This is a genomic window from Niallia sp. FSL R7-0271 (assembly GCF_038005785.1).
In the GTDB taxonomy this organism is placed as follows: Bacteria; Bacillota; Bacilli; order Bacillales; family Cytobacillaceae; genus Niallia.
Window position 1 is genome coordinate 57,586 of sequence record NZ_JBBOTZ010000005.1, and the last position, 20,138, is coordinate 77,723.

The 20,138-nt window shown below is 33.3% G+C and carries 20 protein-coding genes and 1 pseudogene; all 21 read left to right on the top strand.

Features of this window, described 5'->3' with window-relative positions:
* Positions 1-108: 108 nt before the first annotated feature.
* The gene (locus tag MKX82_RS30140; protein ID WP_251647309.1) at positions 109-525 is read left to right on the top strand and encodes a ribbon-helix-helix domain-containing protein; all 417 of its coding nucleotides are present in this window, start codon (positions 109-111) and stop codon (positions 523-525) included.
* A complete protein-coding gene (locus MKX82_RS30145) occupies positions 522-1,244 on the top strand; it encodes a relaxase/mobilization nuclease domain-containing protein (RefSeq protein ID WP_285095749.1) in 723 nt (240 codons plus the stop codon). Before MKX82_RS30140 ends, MKX82_RS30145 begins: the two co-directional genes overlap by 4 nt.
* 71 nt (positions 1,245-1,315) lie before the next feature.
* Positions 1,316-1,930: a type IV secretory system conjugative DNA transfer family protein gene (locus MKX82_RS30150; RefSeq protein ID WP_251647307.1), complete on the top strand. Its 615-nt coding sequence runs from the start codon at positions 1,316-1,318 to the stop codon at positions 1,928-1,930.
* 729 nt (positions 1,931-2,659) lie between these two features.
* Positions 2,660-4,492, top strand: a complete 1,833-nt coding sequence (gene ltrA / locus MKX82_RS30155) for a group II intron reverse transcriptase/maturase (RefSeq protein WP_341082312.1) — start codon at positions 2,660-2,662, stop codon at positions 4,490-4,492.
* Between the two features lie 125 nt (positions 4,493-4,617).
* Positions 4,618-6,024, top strand: a pseudogene (locus tag MKX82_RS30160) (VirD4-like conjugal transfer protein, CD1115 family); the annotation flags it as partial.
* 74 nt (positions 6,025-6,098) lie between these two features.
* Complete coding sequence (locus MKX82_RS30165; protein ID WP_341082314.1) at positions 6,099-7,397, top strand: hypothetical protein; 1,299 nt, start codon at positions 6,099-6,101, stop codon at positions 7,395-7,397.
* Positions 7,398-7,404: 7 nt separating this feature from the next.
* Positions 7,405-8,172, top strand: a complete 768-nt coding sequence (locus MKX82_RS30170; protein WP_341082315.1) for an SAF domain-containing protein — start codon at positions 7,405-7,407, stop codon at positions 8,170-8,172.
* Positions 8,173-8,183: 11 nt separating this feature from the next.
* Entirely contained in the window at positions 8,184-9,335 is a 1,152-nt protein-coding gene (locus MKX82_RS30175) for a hypothetical protein (RefSeq protein WP_341082317.1), read from the top strand.
* Position 9,336: 1 nt separating this feature from the next.
* Positions 9,337-10,773, top strand: a complete 1,437-nt coding sequence (locus tag MKX82_RS30180; protein WP_341082318.1) for an ATPase, T2SS/T4P/T4SS family — start codon at positions 9,337-9,339, stop codon at positions 10,771-10,773.
* Position 10,774: 1 nt separating this feature from the next.
* Positions 10,775-11,740, top strand: coding sequence for a hypothetical protein (locus tag MKX82_RS30185; RefSeq protein WP_251647411.1), 966 nt, complete (start codon positions 10,775-10,777; stop codon positions 11,738-11,740).
* Positions 11,741-12,000: 260 nt separating this feature from the next.
* Positions 12,001-12,705: a hypothetical protein gene (locus MKX82_RS30190; protein ID WP_251647409.1), complete on the top strand. Its 705-nt coding sequence runs from the start codon at positions 12,001-12,003 to the stop codon at positions 12,703-12,705.
* Between the two features lie 17 nt (positions 12,706-12,722).
* Positions 12,723-12,866 carry a hypothetical protein gene (locus tag MKX82_RS30195; RefSeq protein WP_251647407.1) on the top strand — a complete coding sequence of 48 codons (144 nt, stop codon included), beginning with the start codon at positions 12,723-12,725 and terminating at the stop codon, positions 12,864-12,866.
* An 82-nt stretch (positions 12,867-12,948) separates the two neighbouring features.
* On the top strand, positions 12,949-13,326 hold the full coding sequence (locus MKX82_RS30200; RefSeq protein WP_251647405.1) for a hypothetical protein: 378 nt from the start codon (positions 12,949-12,951) through the stop codon (positions 13,324-13,326).
* Positions 13,327-13,332: 6 nt separating this feature from the next.
* Positions 13,333-14,268 carry a M23 family metallopeptidase gene (locus MKX82_RS30205; protein WP_251647403.1) on the top strand — a complete coding sequence of 312 codons (936 nt, stop codon included), beginning with the start codon at positions 13,333-13,335 and terminating at the stop codon, positions 14,266-14,268.
* Between the two features lie 115 nt (positions 14,269-14,383).
* Positions 14,384-15,373 (top strand): hypothetical protein, encoded by a 990-nt coding sequence (locus MKX82_RS30210; RefSeq protein WP_285308674.1) that lies wholly within the window; start codon positions 14,384-14,386, stop codon positions 15,371-15,373.
* Between the two features lie 19 nt (positions 15,374-15,392).
* Positions 15,393-17,705 (top strand): CARDB domain-containing protein, encoded by a 2,313-nt coding sequence (locus tag MKX82_RS30215; protein ID WP_285308675.1) that lies wholly within the window; start codon positions 15,393-15,395, stop codon positions 17,703-17,705.
* Positions 17,706-17,761: 56 nt separating this feature from the next.
* A complete protein-coding gene (locus MKX82_RS30220) occupies positions 17,762-18,151 on the top strand; it encodes a DUF4878 domain-containing protein (protein WP_251647397.1) in 390 nt (129 codons plus the stop codon).
* A 283-nt stretch (positions 18,152-18,434) separates the two neighbouring features.
* Complete coding sequence (locus tag MKX82_RS30225; protein ID WP_251647395.1) at positions 18,435-18,941, top strand: hypothetical protein; 507 nt, start codon at positions 18,435-18,437, stop codon at positions 18,939-18,941.
* 67 nt (positions 18,942-19,008) lie between these two features.
* On the top strand, positions 19,009-19,251 hold the full coding sequence (locus MKX82_RS30230) for a hypothetical protein (RefSeq protein ID WP_341082319.1): 243 nt from the start codon (positions 19,009-19,011) through the stop codon (positions 19,249-19,251).
* Positions 19,252-19,270: 19 nt separating this feature from the next.
* Complete coding sequence (locus MKX82_RS30235) at positions 19,271-19,612, top strand: hypothetical protein (protein ID WP_341082320.1); 342 nt, start codon at positions 19,271-19,273, stop codon at positions 19,610-19,612.
* 340 nt (positions 19,613-19,952) lie between these two features.
* Positions 19,953-20,138: hypothetical protein (locus MKX82_RS30240; RefSeq protein WP_341082321.1), on the top strand; the 186-nt coding region annotated here is incomplete at its 3' end.

Below are 20,138 nucleotides of genomic sequence, written 5' to 3' on the forward strand. Positions count from 1 at the left end.
CAACTCATAAAAGCCCACCGTTGGTGGGCTTGGGTGGATTCCGCTTAACTAGATTATAGATTCTATAGTATAATAGAGTATGAGATATATAGAGTTAGGAGGAATATCATGAAGGAAAAAACAACAATCTCATTTGAACCTTCAGTATTAAGAGAAATTGATAAAATAGTAAAACAAAGGGGGAAGAATGCTACCAGAAGTGAAGTTGTAAATGAGTTCTGTAAAGCTTATTTACAGATACATAATGCCAATGAAGTGGAAAAAGTTTATGCGCCGATTATTAATAAATTTATGGATGAAAACTTCAAATCATTTGAAAATCGAATAGCTTCTCTATTAGCTAAAACTTCATTGGATAGTGCAATGTCGATGTTCCTTTTGTTGGATTCAATTTCAAGGTCAAGGAATATACAGACAAATGATTTATACCAGAAGACAAGAGGTATGGCTGTAAAACATGTGCAAAATAGAGAAGACTTAATGAGCATGATAGATAATAAAATGAAGGAGAATAATAAGAATTGAGTTTTAGAGGTAGAGCATTTGTAAAAGTAAAAACTCTTAGAGATTCAGGAATGCATATGGCAAAGGGATCAGCTGGAGCAACTAGAAAGGTTTTATCCCATCTAAAATATATAGGTTTTAGAAGTAGGGAGTTAGATTTTGATAGGGACACTAAAGGTTTATTTGATGAGAAAAGCGATCAAGCTTCTTTAAAGAAGTTTTACAAAAGTATTGAAAATGAACCAGGTCTAAGACATTCTAGCACTGTTAAAATTCATAAAATGATTATATCGCTTAAACAGGAAGACTATGAAACATATGGTAAGGATTTTAAAGAGATAGCTAGATATGCTTTGAAGGGCTTGGAGGAAAGAAAGGGAATGAAGCTGGAATGGGTTGGGGCTGTTCATTTAAAAGAAGGACATCCACATGTTCATTTAGCTATAAAGTCAATAGGCCAAGATCTAACTAATGGCAGCAATAAAAGGCTTTATATTGATAAGGAGGATATAGACTTTCTAAGGAATGAAATAGATAGATATACCGGCAGAGATCAGTATTTAGAAAGGAATAATGCTTTAGAGAATGACAGGATGGATATGGGATTACTAAAAGAATTATCAAATACTATGGATCGTCTTATAAAAGAAGGGGAGCGAGATACGCACCAAGCTAAAAATATGGCTGATAGACAAGCTAAACGTCAAGCTGAACGTGATAAGTATGATAGAGAAAGGTGATTTTTTTTGCTCCTTAGATATACATGTATACTATTTTTTAGTAAACTGTATATTATTAGGGAGGGATGTTATTGGAGATAAACAAGAAAAAACTCAGTACGCAAATTCTGTCAGCTGTATTCTTTGGGATATTTGTTAATTTAGCTGCTGTTGTAATTTTAGGATATGTTTTGTTCATTAAAGAATATGGGGACCAAGGGCCACCAAAACTATTTAATGAGTTATTGATGAAGCCAGATGTTTTCTTTTCTGTTTTGTTTCTTGGTGAAACGAAAAATAACGAGATATATGAAACAATCCATATGCTATATACTGATTTACCTATTCAGGGTTTTTTCTGGCTGTTTTATTTTAGTCTTGTATACTTCGGAATTACTAATAAAAAATCTTTAGAAAAAAGGGATGCATCTGAGTATGGCAGCCATGGATCACAACGATGGGCTACCGATTCAGAAATAAAACACTCTCTACAAAAAAATACAAAGGGATTTATATTAGGGGAGTATAAAAGGAAACTAGCTGTAAATCCTTTAGAATCTAATCTAAATAACAATGTTTGTGCTTTTGGTGGTGCTGGTACAGGTAAGTCTGCGGGTTTTAGTATTCCTAATATTCTTCATAACGCTATGAAGGTTGGACAGTCTCTTGTTATTACTGACCCGAAAGGTGGTACGACACGTTCCTAACTGAAAAGGTTAGGCATTGTCGAACCTAACAGTTCAACAATGAACTGTCATTCCGAGAAGTCAAATGATAGGGTAACGCCTTGAAGGGCTTCCTTTAATCCTCCGACATGCGATTTAGTTGGTAAGAGCTAAACTGTATGAAGTTCGGTGAAGTCGGCAGAAATATACCGTAATTATAGAAACTTATAAACGAAAGTGTCCTAGAGGTAGGATATGTATATGATATGCCGGAAGTCTATAAAACACTTATGGTTAGAATTCACAACGATACAATCGGCGAGCTTTGTTAGTGTAGACGAATCCCTGAATGTACGGGTCTATATCGGGAGCATATCGAAAGATATGTGGACACAAATAGTGTCGCTACTGCGGGCGAGTAAAACTCTCCTTTATGAAAGTCCGTATATTGTTAAAGGCAGTATTAAAGTAGCAGGCTCATAGGGGAAACCTAACAGTGTATGTACAGATAGGAATGATGGAACGTGGTAAGCTGTCAACATGGAGGACTTACTTCCTACGAAGTGGTTCTAGGGAAAGTACTGATGATATTAGTCAGATATATAACCTAGATTTATGATAGTGAAAGTGGTGGCACAGTACCTATGAAGCATCTAATGAATGTGGAGGGATAGCCACTAGTCAATTGAAGACTGATAGTTACAAACGGTTAACATGGTTTCGAGTAAGACTAAGAGATGTAATTTCTCCTTCAGAAGGAGGTTACAGCCCATGTTGAAGAAAACCAAGTTAAGACATAATGAGTATTACAATATGCAACAAACATATGATGACTTATATTCAAGAAGTCTTAACGGTAACAATTTCTATAAGTTAGTAAATACAATCGATTCTGAAGAAAATATTCGACTAGCATATCGTAATATCAAAACAAATAAGGGAAGCAAAACTGCTGGTGTTGATGATTTGACAATCAAAGACATTTGGCATTTGAATGATAAAGAAATAATTAACGAAGTAAGAAAAAGGTTAAACAAATACCATCCCCAACCTGTCAAAAGAGTTCTCATTCCTAAAGTGGGCAGTGATAAAAAGCGTCCATTAGGTATTCCGACAATTTGGGATAGATTAGTACAACAATGTATCTTACAAGTTCTTGAACCTATTTGTGAAGCTAAATTTCATAACCATAGTTATGGATTTAGACCAAATAGAAGTACACATCATGCGTTTAGCCGAATGGTTAGCCTTATGAATATTGGGAGGCAACATTATTGTGTTGACATTGATATCAAAGGATTCTTCGATAATGTCAATCATGGAAAACTGCTGAAACAGATGTGGGCATTGGGAATTCGTGATAAATCCTTACTCTCGATTATTTCTAAAATACTGAAATCCGAAATAATAGGAGAAGGAATCCCGACTAAAGGAACTCCGCAAGGAGGAATAATTTCACCTATATTATCTAATATCGTTTTAAATGAATTAGATTGGTGGATAAGTAGTCAATGGGAAACGTATAAACCGCAAAGAATGTCTAGTGAAAACTATGGTTTCCGTAGCTATGCAAGGAAATATACAAATATGAAATGCGGTTATATCATTCGATACGCAGACGATTTTAAAATTATGTGTGAATCATATGAGGACGCACAACGCTTTTATCATGCAACAGTTGACTTTTTGAATAAGCGACTAGGGCTTGAAGTAAGTAAAGAAAAATCTAAAATCGTCAATTTGAAAAAGAATTCTTCCAATTTTCTGGGGTTTAAAGTCAAACTTGTTAAACAAGGTAAATCAAAATTTGGCTATGTAGCCAAAACGGGAATGACAGACAAAGCTATCTTGAAAACTAAGAAGAAACTAAGAGAAAAGGTCAAAGAAATCCAAGAAAAACCTTTACCAAAAAGCGTATTGAACTTTAACATTACCCTTATTGGAATACAAAATTACTATAGATATGCTACCACGATTTATATGGATTTAACGGAGATAAATTACTCTCTTTTAAAAACTATGAAAAACAGATTTAAAAATAATGCAAAAATCATCAAATTTAGTGAAACACCTCCTGCTTTTAAGAAAAGGACAAAAGGAATCCAACCAAATACTAAAATATTTACTATTCAAGGTACTCCACTGTTGCCAATTACAGGAATTCATCATAAGAATCCGTGTAATTTTTCACAAGGTATCAACAATTTCACTGAAAAAGGCCGTAGTAAAATTCATACAAACCTTAGGGCGATACCAAGTGATGTACTTGCACAAGTAATGGCAACCTACTCAAGGAGTAGAAGTATTGAGTACAACGATAATAGAATATCTAAATATGTAGATCAATATGGTAAATGTTTTGTATCAGGAGAATTAATTGGGATTGACAGAGTTCATTGTCATTATATTATTCCCCTAGAACTTGGAGGAACAGATAAATATAGTAATTTAATAATTGTTGATTGGTTTATACATAAGCTTATTCACATGACAGATATACAAAAGATTACTAAAGTCCTCCGGTCTTTTAACCTTAATCAAAAGCAAGTGGAGAAGCTAAATTGCCTTAGAATTAAATCTGGTAAAGAACCGATAATTATGTAACTTATAACATCAGTTGAAATTGATGGAACGCCGTATGACACCGAAAGGGTCATGTACGGTGTGAAGCAGGGGAAAAGGTGGAGATAACTTCAAATCCTTACCTATTGCTATAGCTATATAATAATACTGTTCCAACATTAAGGGAAAATGGTTATGACATATTAGTATTTAACTTATTAGATACAAAGCGATCTATGAGATACAATTCCATGGACTTTGTAGATACCATTGAGGATGCTATGGGATTAGCAGAAATGATTATCTCAAATAGTGGTGGTATGTCAAAAGATCCTATGTGGTCAAATGCTGAGATTGCTTACTTTTCTGCACTTATGATGTACTTAAAGGAAACTAGACCAAAAGAAGAGCAGCATGTTAAAAGTATTCTTGCACTTGGTACTAAAATAGGTAGTGATGAAAAAGTATTAGATGAAATGTTTTTTGCTTTACCGGAAGATTCCGAAGCACTTGAGATGTACTACATTTTTAAAAATGCAAAAGACAAAACAAGAGCAGGTATTTTAATTGGCTTTGGGGTTCGGTTAAAATTATGGGTTTCTAAAAATATAGCTGGTCTAACAAGTACTAGTGATTTTGATTTAAATCAATTGGGACAAAGGAAGACAGCTTTATTCTTATTAATGCCAGATAGCGAAGCTACTTATGATTTACTTCCCGCATTATTGATTGACCAAATGTTTAATCGGTTATATAAACAAGCTGGCCGAAATGACTCTTTACGACTAGATGTAGAAGTGCTTTGTATATTGGATGAGTTGGCAAACATAGCCAGAATAAACGGTTTTGAAAGAAAGGTATCTACGATGAGGTCAAGGGGGATTGCTGTAGTTCCAATTTTTCAATCCTTAACCCAATTCAAAAACAGATATGACAATGATAGGTGGTCAGAAATTCTATCATCTACTGATACCATTGCTTTTTTAGGAACCAATGATAGAGAAACATCAAAGTACTTTTCTGATAAGTTAGGTAATACTACATTGTTAATCAACTCAATGTCAGAAGGACAAAATCGGACTTCAATGAGTCACAATTTCATGGGAAGACCATTGATGACAGCTGATGAATTAGAACGGATGGGAGAAAATCAAGTTATCATTTTTCAACGTGGCAAAAACCCAATGTTGATAAAAAAGCATATGTACTATAAGCAAAAACAATGGAAGAAATTAAAAAAGACTAATTGGCATGATGATATAAAAGAAAGAAATAATAATGATTTTACTGTCTTTAAACCATCGTTTATAGCTCCTCCAGGTGTAGCGTTTTTTAACCAAGGGGAAAGGGAAGGAAGCTTACCAGACTTTCTTGCAGCAGCACTTGGGAATATAGTTGTTGATAAAGAAACAGGTGAAATACTTACTGAGGAACCAGAGGAAGGCTATAAAGAAGAGACTGAACCTTTGATGGATAATGCTAATGAAATGAATTTTGAACTATTTGATAACGATGATGACTACATAAAGTCATTGATTGCGGAAGAACCGAAAGATGAAAATATTATAATTTAATTCACAAATAAGGTATACATGTATATTGTAAAATATACATGTATACCTTATAATTGTTTCTAGAGGTGTTGCTAATGAAAATAGCTTTTGTAATGAAGTCAGAGCTTGCATATCAACGATTATCAAATGAGCTAGGTAAAGATGAAGCAAAGCACCTTAAATCTCTTGATGATGTAAAAGAAGCAATTCAATATTCAAAACCAGATATTGTAGTCCTGGATAAAGAAGTTTCTTTTTTTGAAGATGCTGAAAAGCTCCTATTACGATTTAATGTTCATATTGTTGAATTCGATAAGGAGTTTGCACCAGTAATTGAACAGATAAAAACTCAATCAGTTTTTTTTAGTGATGAGGAAGAAGAATACGAAAAATATATACCCGACCATGTAAAGTATATGGAACAACTAAAAAAGAAGGTTGAGAAGCCAACTGAGCAAAAAATTATTTATCGAGAAAAGATTGTAGAAAAGGAAATAGAACGAATTTCTTTTACTTCTATTCCACCCAAATTAATTGTAATAGGTTCTCTTTGGGCGGGGGCAGGATCTACGACAATATCAGTGAACCTAGCAAGGGCAATTGCTTCAAGGGGTTTACAAGTGTCTTTGGTTGAGTATCCGACACAAAAACCTTATCTATTTGATTATCTAGATATCCATAACAAAGAAGATGAGGAAAGGGGGAAAATATACTTTGACCATGCTCAACTTATTAAAAGTGATGGTCATTTTACAAGAGACCGTAATTGGAATGAGAAAGGAATATCATGGTATGTAAATGATTCTAGATTTCCACCTGTAAAGAATTTCTCCTTTGATGAACTACTTAAACTTATATATTCTATTTCAACTCCTATCAAAATAATTGACATATCAACTAAATGGAATGACCCAACTATAAGAGATTTATTACACCAGGCGGATGAAATATTTGTTTGCGTTGAGCCAGATCCTATAAAAGTTGATTGGTTGGCCCAAATCAGCATTAATGGGCAAAAAACAGATTTTCAAAGGATGGAAAATAGGATTATTGATTATCTTACAGAGATGGAAAATTTAAATGGAGTTAGTTTTCAATATATTACTACAAAGGTCAATGATTCAATTGATATGAAAGAATGGCATGAAGATTTTATTTTTAAAGAGTCCTTAGTACTTTTAGACAACATACCATATGAAGATCATATGAGGTGTGTATGGAAGTCGACATTTCTATATGATAATCCCTACTACAAAGAAATGTTTGAATATGCTTTTAAGCCAATTTTCAAGAGAGTATTGCCATTAGAATTTCATTTACTAGAACAGGACAAGCACCAAAAAAAAAGTATAAAAAATATATTTTCAAACTTAATAAAAAAAGGTGAGGGATAAATAAAGAATGAAAAAGAAATCAATTGCTGTTTTTACTGCAGGCTTAATATTAATGGTAGGTGTAGCATTTATATTTGTTTATGAGTATTACATTGAACCTAAGGTAAATACAGTTCCGGTTGTAGTCGCTGCGAGTGATATAAATTTTAAAGAACCAATTAGTGAGGATGCTTTAAAGGTAGTTCAAGTTAAAAAAGACAACCTAGTCAATGGAGCTTACCAAACGCAAGACATTAACGAAATAAAAAATAACTATGCTGCTATTGATATAAAGGAAGGTACTCAGCTGTACGAAGCTTTAATTGATTCTTATAGTCTTGTTCCGGATGAAAAGAAGGGTGAGTTTATAGCTCCTATTCCTGACGAATGGCTTTTCGCAGTCCCAGGAAGCCTTAGAAGGGCCTTTGTGGCTGATTTTTATGCAATACCGGATGAAGACCAGCAAATGCTTAAACAAATTGTAAATGAAGCAAATAACGAAGATTCAAATAAAGATGAAGATAAGGAACAACCAATAGAAACAAATAAAGATACAGATACAGTATTAAAACAAGTAATTGATGGAGAACCAATTTTAAAAGATGTTCGTGTTGCTTCTGTAAAAGATAGTTCAAACAGCGAGGTTAAAAACGTTGAAGATCAAGAAAGTGGAAAAACTTCCACAGGTGTAATTTCAAATCTGGAAATTATCTCTACTAGTGAAATGTTACAAAGCTTAAGAGACTATACAGAAATGGGATACAAAATCTATGTCGTTTACAAATATGAAAGATAGGAGGAACAAGAATGAACGTGGATTTCTTGTCTAACAAAGCTGATTTTATAAGTCAATTTAGAGATAGAAGTTTTGTAGTTAATCAAATTAATTCTATCGAAGAAAGTACCCAGGACATACTTGTGGTAGGGGATGATGTTCTAGAATATACAGAACTTAGTACGCTGCCAAAAAATAAATATAACTACATCTTTTACGTCTTAACAAATGATTATGAACCAGGATTAGAAAAAGCAATAAAAGCAGTTTGTGATAGTTATGGTTTTGTTATGGTGTCATCTAAACTTACTACTAACCAAGTAATTGATGAAATTCAGAAAACAGTTTCACCAGTAAATACTAGTGTTAATTCTAATGTAGTTTCGTTTTTTTCTGTAGTGCCTAACATCGGAACTACATCTACAACGCTAAGTGTTGCTAAAGCAATCGCAAGTAAGACAAAAGCGAAAGTTGGAGTCCTTGTTTTAAATGCTTGGGACGATGGGACAGACCAATTGGAGTATAAAGGGAACTACTTAGATGATATAAAGAGTAAGTTGCAAAACCATATGTTTTCTAAAAATTCTAAAGGTGAACAGGAATTTTTAACTAACTTTCATATGGAAATCAAAGAACGTCTTTATATTTTAGGTGGGAATAGAAATACAAGGATGCAAAGACTTTATACAAAAGACGAGATTTATTATTTAATTGAGCTTTCAAAGGAAGCTTTTGACATTGTTCTTATTGATGCTGGAAGCCATTTTGATAATGCTGGTATGGTTCAATCTCTTAAAGAAAGTGATATGAAGTTTTTAATCGTCAACCAACAAAGGAAATGTCTAAAAAAATTCCAAGAAGTTAACGAAGATATTCTGTATCCATTAGGATTTAAGAAATCAGACTTCCTTATGATCGTGAATCAATATAGAGAGCAGATGCTGCTACCGACATCGAAGGATATATTTCATGAAATCAATGTACCTTTGATTACAACAATTGAAGAACTAAAAAATGGTTTAACTGCAGAAGTTAATCAGAAAACTTTATATGAGTTTCATGATATTTCTTATAATGAATCAATTGACTCATTACTAAGAACAATAGCTGCCAACTGCTCTATTGAAATTATAGAAAGTACTGAAAAGAAAAGGAAATGGCCTTTTGGGATAGGAGGGAGATAATATGACACAAACGAGTTCAGCTGCTGTATTTGATATAAATGATTATTTAGTAGAAAACGGTGTGCAACAGCTAAATCATAAAAAAGAAAAAAACACTAACTCCTTTCAAGAAGTTTGGATGAAAGTAAGGGAACATTTCAACACAATGTATGATAGTGACCGACTAACATCAAAGGAGAAAGAAAAACGACAGGAATTAGAGCATCGAGCAATTCAAGGGAATGTTGATGCTGAAAAAATATTGATAGGAGAAATTGAAGCATACCTAAGAGAAGAAAATCTATCGGGTACAAATTTTCCTGAGTACTATAAAAATTTAGCTAATGGTTGTTTTCAAGAAATATATAGATTTGGAGCTTTTTATAAGTGGAATATGTTTCCTGACTCACCTTCTGCAGTTATTCAGGGGGATGAACAATGGTTTAAGATTAAGGGCCAGTTCATTAGACAGGATGAAAAATTACGAGATGAAAACCATATTAAAGAGATTATAAGGGCACTCCAAGTGTACCATCCTGGATTAGTAATAAATGAGTCACATCCACATGCTGAATTTGATATGGAGGATGGCAGCCGTGTAACAGTTTTAGTGCCGCCAAGGGCCTTAAGACCAACAATTATATTTCGTAGATTCATAGTCAATAAGTTCTCATTTGTTGAACAGGCAGAAAGAGGAACAATTGCAGAAGAAGACATACCGTTGCTTAAAGCTTTATCAAAGGCTAATCTTAATACCATTGTAGCTGGGCCAGTTGAATCAGGAAAATCAACATTTCTAAAAACTATATATGCAGAAAGAGATCCGAAAAAAGTTGCTGTACTTATCGAGACGAGTAGAGAGAGCTTTTTAAAATTGGAGTTTCCGGATAGGTTAGTACATGATTTTTATACTACAAATGGCCGGATTCAGGATGTAATCCGAACTGCTTTGCGTGTAGATCATGATTTCGTCATAGTTCAAGAGGTTCGTGGAATCGAAGCCGAAGGAGCAATTTCCGGTACGGAAAGGGGTACTAGGGGATTACTAATGACTTATCATATTACTGATCCTCAAAATACCCCAATCCAATTAGCAAGACATATTACAGATGAGTTTCCTGCTAGAAAGGAAGCGAATGAGGTTAGAAGAATAGCACAGCAATTAGATTTAGGTTTTACGATGGAATCGAAAGAAAATAACAAAAAACGGCTTACCTCAATATATGAATTGTGTTATGACGTAAATACTGATTCTGCTTGGATAAATTATCTGGTGAAATATGAACCTGATACTGATAGCTGGACGTACAATGCCGAAATATCGCAGGGATTGAAGGAACGTATATTTTCAGTGGATAAACAATTAGGTGAATGTGTAATTGAGCATCTTAAGAAGCAAAGTGAAGCAGCACCCATAGCAGGCGAAACTATCTTCCCTTGTATTTTTAAGGAGGGATAAAGTGATTATAGAATTAGTCTTTAAAATAATAGGGTATTCCTTATTTGTTTATGGGCTCTGGTTGCTTGTAGGAGTTCCCTTTTTATCAGATTATATTGAAACAGAAATTAAGAAATTAAAACGAAAACGAGCAATAAAAAGGTTAAAAGATTTAAATAATACGGAATACGAGGATGAGTCACATTCCAAACTATATGAACATATTGAGTTAACCTTATCTAGTTTGCAAAAAAAACATGGAAGAAACCAAGTTTTTAACTTTTTCTTTCTAACGTGTATCATTTTCGTTGTTTCGTTTATATTCTTATTTGTTTTCTTGCAAGAGCTAATTGTAGCCCTATTGCTTAGTGTGATTTTTGCAATAATCCCTTACTTGTTAATGCGATTTTTACTCATTAACTTAAGGATAAGAACATCTATTGCATTCTATGAAATGTCTAACGTCTTATTACAAAACTACCAGGTATCTAATCGAGACATTTATTATACGGTATTCAATACTTCAAAAGAGACTAAAAATAATACCATGAAAAAGATCCTTATGAAGCTATTGAGCGCCTTACAAAAAGAACGCACAGAAGAAGAATTTAAAAAAGCCGTTAAAATTTTTGCCTATACCATTAATTCAACTCCAGCAAAGCGATTCTCTAAGTTGTTGGAAAAAGCACATTTAGAAAATGCTGATATATCAATTTCATTGAGAAGTCTTCAAGATGATATAAAAAAGAGAAAGCAAGATATGGAAAAAGAAAAGACAGATAAAATGGAAACGGTATTTATGGGTTATCTACCTATTGTAATGTTACCGATATGTTTCTACATGATGATGCAGTTTTCTTCTGGAAGGGATGTATGGTATTACTTTTTCCAAAAGACACCTATTACTTTATTTGCCATTTGTCTTGTTATGGCCATTTCATCAGCACTCACAGCCTTTTTATTAAGTAAACCAAGATCAGATTTATAATGGAAAAAAGTTCTTAAATGTATTGAAAAATATAAGGTATACATGTATACTCGAAATAGAAAGGAGGGATTTACATAACTTTTGATTTAATCTTTTCAGTCATTAAATATACTGTTTATCTCTTACTAGTTTTATCAGCATCTTTTATTGTTTATCGGGGGCTAAGTTCCCAAGAAGAAAGAGATAAACATAGGACGAAAATACAAAAACAAATCGCAGAACAAAAAAAGAAGTTTGTTAAACATGCCAATACTTCGGAATTGGATAAGAAGCTTAAGGCAGCCGGAAATCCAATTGGATTAACAGCAGCCAAATATGAAGCTATTAGAGCAGTAATAATAACTATATTAGTGATTAACTATTGTTTGTTCCCATTAATTAACGGGACGCTTTCAAATACACTGGTAATCATTCCTGCAGTAGCTTTCTTTGCAACAATGACAACAATAAAATATGCGCCAGCAGCAATAATGCTAAATAAACTAGTTGATATGGCTAATCGAAAGAAAATCATTGAGCTTTTTAACTTGTTTGACATGTTAAAAGCCGAGTTAGTATCCCTTAGTCCAAATCAACAAGTGAATGTTTATGGAATATTGAAAGATTCAGCTTCAATGTTTGATTACATAAATGTTCCTGTTAATAAATTCCTTAGTTTATGGAAAGCTGATCCTTTTCAAGCAAAGGAAGTTTTTACATCCATGATTGGTGGAGAAAGTGCAGAAGCGATAGGAGATATTTTATACCGGCTAGATAAAACAAGTAAGGAGGAAGCTTTGAAAATCATTGAAGCAGAATCCGAAGTATTCTCTTATCAATATTATGAGCAACAACTCCAAAATTCAGGGAAAAGAAAAACAGCATATTTTACTTATTACGCTTTAGCATCGGTCATGGTTTTTATATGGCTACTTTATTTAATGTTAGAAATGACTAAAGATTCAGTAACAACAAATCCATTTTAAGGGGGTGAGTGGTACTCATGGAAAAGTTCGTAGCTGCACTATTGTTTATCGTACTTGCTTGTTTTATCTTTGTTAACATGTTCCAAGGCGACATGACTGACTCAATCGGTGGTAAAACACAACAAACTACGGAAGTTATTGACGGAACAAATGTAGAATAACCCATAAATAAGCCATTGAGATAAGATTACCTCAATGGCTTATTTTATAGGAAATAATGTAATAGAGAAGCAGGAGGGTTGTATGGAAAAATTTCTAGTTTTTCTATTGTGTTTGCCTTTAGTCGTGTTAACCACTTTTCAAGGCCCTTTAATACAGAATGCTAGTATGGTAGAAGAAACTATTACTTTAGCTTTATATGAAGGTCAGAAAGAAGCAGCGCTTCAAGGTAGGTACGATAATGAAATATATAATCAAATAAAGGATTATCTTGTTGAACTACATCACTATGATAGAGATAGCATAGAAGTTAAAGGGACGGAAACACTCACAGCAAGGGGAGAAGAAATGAGGATTTCTATTACAGTACCGAAACCTCAAACCAATGTTTTAGAGATGTTCCAATTTAGTAACGATAAACCTTTTACAAAAGAAAAATATATTATGAGCGAGTATAGGTGATAGTATATGTATGATTTTATACGTGTATTCGCAATTATTTTAGTGATGATTTTTTCAATGGTACAAAGTGCTAATATATCTGTTTATGCGAGATCCAGTAAATATCTAAAAGAAGATATTGAGGTAGCGGCGCATGATGCTGCATTACAAATTGATCCGGAAGAAATGTCTAATGGTGATTTTGTAATTGATAAGGATAAGGCGAAGGAAGCCTTTAATAATACTTTTCAAAAGAATACTGGAATGGTAGCTGGTGATTATAAAATATTAACATTTGAGATTTTCGATGATTCTAATTCAACTTTTCCTTTAAAGTATAAACATCCAACTTATGACGTTGAAGATATATTTTTGGGACCTTCTGTATTTGCTATAGTAGAAACGAAGTCAAATAAATACTTTAATGCAGGAGAAAAGACAATACGGAAACTAGGTTCCTATACTTATAAATTAAAGGAAGGGACAACTAACACCCGTTCTTTAAACTCTAGTATTTCAAGTCTTTTAGCGACTGATGATATAGAACAGAAGATAGCGGAAAATGGTATGTATTGGCCTGTTCCGTTTACAAATAATATAACTTCAACCTTTGGTACTAGATCTCACCCAATAACTGGCGAAATAAAACTACATGCTGGTATAGATATAGCAGCAGCCGGTGTTGAAAATAAACCAGCCGTTAGTACATTAGATGGAGAAGTATTATATGCTGGTGAAATGAATGGATATGGGAATGTTGTAATAATTAATCATTCAAATGGTGTTCAGTCTAGATATGGACATTTAAATTCAGTTAATGTGGAAACTGGACAAGCTGTAAGCGCTGGTGATGTAGTAGGAGCTATAGGGAGTACAGGGGATTCCACAGGAGCACACCTTCACTTTGAAATAAGAATAAACAATGAGCCAGTAGACCCAATAAATTATTTTAAAGCTTTTTAGAAAATTTTTCTAAAAAGCTTTTTTTAGTTGGACGATATATAAAGTGAGATTGACTATCACCAAGTATACATGTATACTTGGTGTATAGATAATAAAATGACTGGGGGAAACATTAATGAAGAAAATTTTAGTAAGTGTAGGGATTTTATCTTTGATTTTAAGCGGTTGTGGTGCTGCAGAGGATGATTCTTCTTCAAAGAGTAATGCGGAAAGTGAAGTAGCAGCCAAGAAGACAGATGAAGAAGAGAAAGCCAAAGTAGAAGAAAAAGAAAAAGAGGAAAAGGAGAACAAAGAAAAAGAAGAAGAAAAGTCTAAGGAGGACAAAGAAAAAGAGACTAAAGATGAGAATACTAAAAATGAGGATGATTCTAAAACAAGTGATTCAAAAACAGTAAAAACAGCTGCAGCACAAACTAGTAATAGTGCAGATTCTAAAAGTTCTGTAAAAACAAGTAGCAGTAATTCATCAAGTTCTAACAAATCAAATTCGACTAGTAGCTCTAAGTCTGATTCATCAAGTAGTAATAAATCTAGTTCAACAAACAAAACAAGCTCAACAAGCAATAGTAATAAAACAAGTTCAAATACATCAACAAGTAAACCAAGTTCAAGTTCTCAAAACAAACCATCAAATTCAAATAATGCATCTAGCAGCAAGCCTTCAACATCTAAGCCGTCAACTCCATCAACATCAAAACCAGCAGAAGAAAAACCAGCTGAAACTAAACCAAGTAAACCAGCTGAAACTAAGCCGGAAAAACCAGCAGAAGAAAAACCAACTGAAAGTAAACCGTCAACACCTTCAATTAGTGCTACAGCTCAACAAGTGTTAAAAGCATTGCCAGGTGGATATGACGTAAAAGATGTTAGTGGTGCAGTAGCTATCATGAGTGGCGGTTCTAAAGTAGCATCTGTCTCGCATTCAAGTTTACTTATAGATTCAATTGGACATAAGGAAGCTGGAATTAAAGGGGCTGCAGCTTTAGGTGGAAATGCAGCAAATATTAGAGCAGCTATAGATCAAGCTCTAGAAAATGCTGGTGTTGCTAAAGTGAATGGTGTCCAGGCAATGAAAAATGGAAGCAAAGTAATGGTAACTTGGTAATCGGTTAAAGGAGGATTATATGAAGCTTTTCAAAAAGATTGTCTCTTTAGTATTTATACTTTTAATTTTGTTAAATACTATACCTTCTTATCAAGAAACTGCTTCTGCAAGTCAAAAAGTAACAGTTTTACAATACCAAGGTGAAATTGATAATAAAATAAAGTATCAAAATGAAATCTGGACTGATTACCCTAATCCAGAGTATGGTGATTACCCTGAAACAATTACATATAACGAAAATGGTTATAGCGGAACACTAAAAGCAACAAGAATTAAGCTAGTTCCACAAAATAAAAAGGATCAATGGGTAAAAGATAGAACCAAAACTTTTAAGGATGATTGGACAAGTAATTGGGTTAACAATAAAGATGAAGTGAGTTCTCCAACTTCCGTGAAAGGAAGTTATTTCGATGAACCAAGTGGAAAAAATGTAAGTTATACATTGAAGAAATCAGGTGGATTAAAAGAATCAGACCATAAGGTTGATTGGTTTGAATATAGATCCGAAGGTAGAGCTGATAACTATGATAAAGATAATAATAGATATCTAGGATTTATGTCCAATGATAGTGAGACTTATTATGCTGGTAAATGGACGGATAAAAAACCTGGTGATGCACCAGACAGTTTTTATGGTGATCCATTTCTGTTAGGTATGTATGATTGGAAATTAGTTGATTATGGCTGGGATGAATCGAAAGTAGTAAATGCTGATGATTGGGCCAAAAAAGGGACTTCATATGCCAATAAACTTGTTAAAAGTGATGGAGAGTATTGGTGGAGGTCTGAAAGTGGAAGACTTAACAAATATCGTCGGGGTGTTTGGATTGATTACGAGGTTAGAATCAACTTATATAAGTACAAACAAGATTACCAAGCTACTGTAGATTTACCTGATTATGTGGATTATCAATATTCAGATAAGTGGAAGGTATATGTAGAATATGAAGGTACTTCTTATTCATCTAACTTAACTGCAGATGATATTGTGATAAAAGATCTAAGAGGTAATGTAGTAAATACCTTGATTAAAGGTAAACAATATCAAGCTGAAATAACTTACTCTAATACAGGGGAACTAAGGGCAGAAAAGCATAAAATTGCTTTATACGAAGATGATAAATTATTAAAAGAGACGGAAGCAAATAGTTTAGAAAAGGGCAATAAAAGGACACATAACATAGCGTTCACAGCTGATAATACAGGAAAAAAAGTATTTAAAGCCAAAATTGATTCATCTAATTTAATTCAAGAAACAAATGAACTAGATAATGAAGTTAGTATTAACAAGACAATCAATTATGTGAATTTAAAAGCACAAAGTATAGTTTTTGTTGATTCTAACGAAAAGGAACAAAAGCATTTAGTAAAAGGAAAAACCTACAAGGCAAAAGTAACTTATTTAAATGAGAGTGAAATAGTTGTTCCAGAACACAAGGTTTTATTATCAGAAGAAAAGGAATCAATTGCTGAGGTTACAACAACCTCAATTGAACCTAATAAGGCAAGAACAGTTTATTTAAACTTTACTGCTGCACATTCAGGAGATTCTAGAGATTTTCAAGCTTTTGTAGATAGTGGAGATGATATTGAGGAAACTAATGAAGATGATAATAAGGTAGATAAAAGCATGTTAGTTAACACCATACCGAGTATTTCCTTAGATTATTCACCACATAGCCTTTTTGAAGGGGATAGTGTGAACATTATAATGAATCCTGAGGATGAGGATAATGACAGGCTTACCGTAACCCTTGAAATGCAAAACGGAAGCAATTGGACGCAAATATATACTAAATCTAACGTTATTGCTAGAACTACTTTAAATAAGGGACTAGATAATTTAGAACCAAGGGAATATAACTTCCGTGCAATAGTAACAGATGAACATGGAGAAAGTGCTCAATCTACTTTAGAGTTTTCAGTAACTCCTTTAAAAATCGCTGGTAAGGTTGAACATACAGATAAGTGGAGATTAATTCATGAACAACTAGGTAGCTCAGAAAATCAATTTTTCTCTGGCGAGAAGTTTATACTATCTGCAGCAGTGACGGATCATCCAATTGATTATGTTACAGTTCAATTTATAGGTTCTCAAATTAACGGAAGTATTTTAGATAAAACGATTAATTTATTACAGAATCCTCACCCGATTTATACAGGGGAATTTTATGATATTAGTATGTCCGATACAAAAAGGAAGCTTCAAAATGGAAGTGCTCAATTTATATTTGTGGCAAAATGGAAAAATGGTGTCACAAAAGTAGATCAGGTTCCTATTGAGATAATAGACGACATATATGGAGCTTTTGACTTCTTTAGATCTTCATAAGAGATGATATTTACCTAAATGATATTATGTTATGAGGAAAAAGGAGGGAAAAAGAATTGAAAAAACTAATACTATTTTTTTTAGTGATGACTATTCTTACTGCATGTGGGAAGGAAAGTTCCAAAAAAGAAAATGAGTCCGAAAGTCCTTCTGATTCATTAACATCTCTTTTTGAACATGCTTCTAATAATGAATATTCAAATATGGAACAGTATATCTCAACAAATATACTGAATGCTATGGAATCAAATGGTTATGGAATGAATGCTTATGCAGCAGATATAACTGATAATGGTTCTATAGAATCTATAGAAGTCTTAAGTGAAGAAATTAAAGGCGAAGGGGCCACAATAAAATATAAAGAAATTTATACTGATGGTTCTGAAAAAGATAATATAGTTTCTTTAACTAAAGAAGATAAAAACTGGAAGGTTTCTCCCCAATAAATATCGAATAAAGAAAAAGAAGGGAATTTTATCCTTCTTTTTCTTTTTTAACTTGTCAACTTTTGATTGTAAAATTTAGGCTTTTTACATGATAATGATTGATAAGTTATAATTATATTGTATGATGATTATGGAAAATAATTTAATCTACTATTAAGTGTTATTTTTTTTATACAATTCCTCGATTTTTATTGAATGACATGCAAGAATACATGTATACTTAAGGTGTATCTTAAAAATCAAAGAGAATCAAGGGATTGGAGGTTGAGGGGGAGAATACATAATGACTGAAAAGTCGACTAGGAATCTACATGATCCTAAATCGTATCGAATATATCGTCTATACAAAATTCTATTTGAGTCTTGCGTAGATGTTTTTGGTAAAAGAACAGGTTTATCAGATGCTCTTATTAATAGGTTATTTGAATCAAATGAAATTGAAGAATTACCAACTTACACTAAGGCTATATTAGTTGAAAAAATGTTAGATGAACTACAAAATATTAATAAACCTAAGAGCGAATTAATCGAATCGCTTTCTTCACCTAGAATGAAATTAGTAAAACAAACTATGATAGATAATGGACTTGAATGGGATGGAGTAAGAGAATATATTCATTTCCGAATTTTACCGAACTATAGAGATTTTATTCAAACATATGCAGATGATACATTAGGTGAAGTAATTGAATTAGCAATTGCTAACTTTATTAATAATCGTACAGACTTTGAATTTAACTTAATTGAAATTTCTTTCTCATATAATGTTCTAAGTGTAAAAAACAAATAACCTGATAAATTTTCAGGTTTTTTTAACAAACCTTAAGTATACATGTATACCATTTAATGGAGGATTTATGAAGAATTTGAAAGTTAGTATTAAAGATAAAGGGGTAAAATTAGCAGTAATTTCATTTGAGGATGAAATTAAATTATCTCTAAAAGAACTTAGAAAAAATGGAATTCTTGGAGAAAACCAATGTATTCAAGAACTTCCAGAAGCAAAACTTAAAAATATAATAAAGAAATACAAGATGAAAAATATTCCGAGAATAAATAGAGATCCTGGCGGCGGGAAACATGTAAGTCACCAATTATAAGAAACCATGGAGAGTTTAAATGTTTAAACGAATAAGAAACAAACTAAATGATTTGGCCCGTTTAAGTGAAGATGTAATGTTGTTAAGAGAAGAAAAATTCAAGCAAGAAAGAGAAATAAAGTTTTTAAAACATGAGCTAAGTAGAAAAAGTGAAGCAATTAAATTACTTGGTCAGAAGAAAGATAATCATTCGGGATATTTATATTGTGTATTTCAACTTCACCCTGAACAACCTGATTCGTTTTTAGATTTATATAAAGTATTTAGTAGTAAAGAAAGTGCCGAGTTATTTATAAAGACAATAAAAGAAGAATTACCTAACACTAAATGGATATGGGAATCATGGCAATTACATAAATAGAGTGGGCGGCAGCACTGACTCCTGGTAAGCAGCTTTTCCCCTATCGGTCCACAGCAGCCAACCAGGAGTATGTGTCGCTACGGCGCTAAAAAGCTCGCTAACCACGGACTGTACGGCTTACGCCTACATTCCGTAGGTTCCAGATCTTTTTGCCTTTCAGGCCGCACCGCACGAGCCGAAGACCGTTAGAAACAAAAAACCTTAAACCCAAAGGATAGCAGGCTACCGCCTGCTTTTTATTATGGCATTTTTCCCCTTTTGCCTTCCGTATGGTATTGATTCGCACGGCCACTAAGGCTGCAGCAGGCAGGACACCCGAACCTTTCCTGCTGCAGCCAAAGTGGCCGAGGGAACAGGTCAAGGGGCCAAAAACTTTTTCGCTTTAAGAGCAAAACCGGAAGCGAAAAACTTTTCGTCTTTAACCCTTGACCCATTCCCTATGCGATCAATTCATACTCCATGTCAAAACGGGAAAAATAATTCCCTTTTGGGAACTGCCTTCCATCCGGAAGACAAAAGAAAAATG

Coding starts and splice junctions, on each gene's coding strand:
- MKX82_RS30140 (WP_251647309.1), top strand. CDS start 109: ATGAAGGAAAAAACAACAATCTCATTTGAACCTTCAGTATTAAGAGAA.
- ltrA (WP_341082312.1), top strand. CDS start 2,660: ATGTTGAAGAAAACCAAGTTAAGACATAATGAGTATTACAATATGCAA.
- MKX82_RS30165 (WP_341082314.1), top strand. CDS start 6,099: ATGAAAATAGCTTTTGTAATGAAGTCAGAGCTTGCATATCAACGATTA.
- MKX82_RS30170 (WP_341082315.1), top strand. CDS start 7,405: ATGAAAAAGAAATCAATTGCTGTTTTTACTGCAGGCTTAATATTAATG.
- MKX82_RS30175 (WP_341082317.1), top strand. CDS start 8,184: ATGAACGTGGATTTCTTGTCTAACAAAGCTGATTTTATAAGTCAATTT.
- MKX82_RS30180 (WP_341082318.1), top strand. CDS start 9,337: ATGACACAAACGAGTTCAGCTGCTGTATTTGATATAAATGATTATTTA.
- MKX82_RS30195 (WP_251647407.1), top strand. CDS start 12,723: ATGGAAAAGTTCGTAGCTGCACTATTGTTTATCGTACTTGCTTGTTTT.
- MKX82_RS30200 (WP_251647405.1), top strand. CDS start 12,949: ATGGAAAAATTTCTAGTTTTTCTATTGTGTTTGCCTTTAGTCGTGTTA.
- MKX82_RS30205 (WP_251647403.1), top strand. CDS start 13,333: ATGTATGATTTTATACGTGTATTCGCAATTATTTTAGTGATGATTTTT.
- MKX82_RS30210 (WP_285308674.1), top strand. CDS start 14,384: ATGAAGAAAATTTTAGTAAGTGTAGGGATTTTATCTTTGATTTTAAGC.
- MKX82_RS30215 (WP_285308675.1), top strand. CDS start 15,393: ATGAAGCTTTTCAAAAAGATTGTCTCTTTAGTATTTATACTTTTAATT.
- MKX82_RS30225 (WP_251647395.1), top strand. CDS start 18,435: ATGACTGAAAAGTCGACTAGGAATCTACATGATCCTAAATCGTATCGA.
- MKX82_RS30230 (WP_341082319.1), top strand. CDS start 19,009: ATGAAGAATTTGAAAGTTAGTATTAAAGATAAAGGGGTAAAATTAGCA.
- MKX82_RS30235 (WP_341082320.1), top strand. CDS start 19,271: ATGTTTAAACGAATAAGAAACAAACTAAATGATTTGGCCCGTTTAAGT.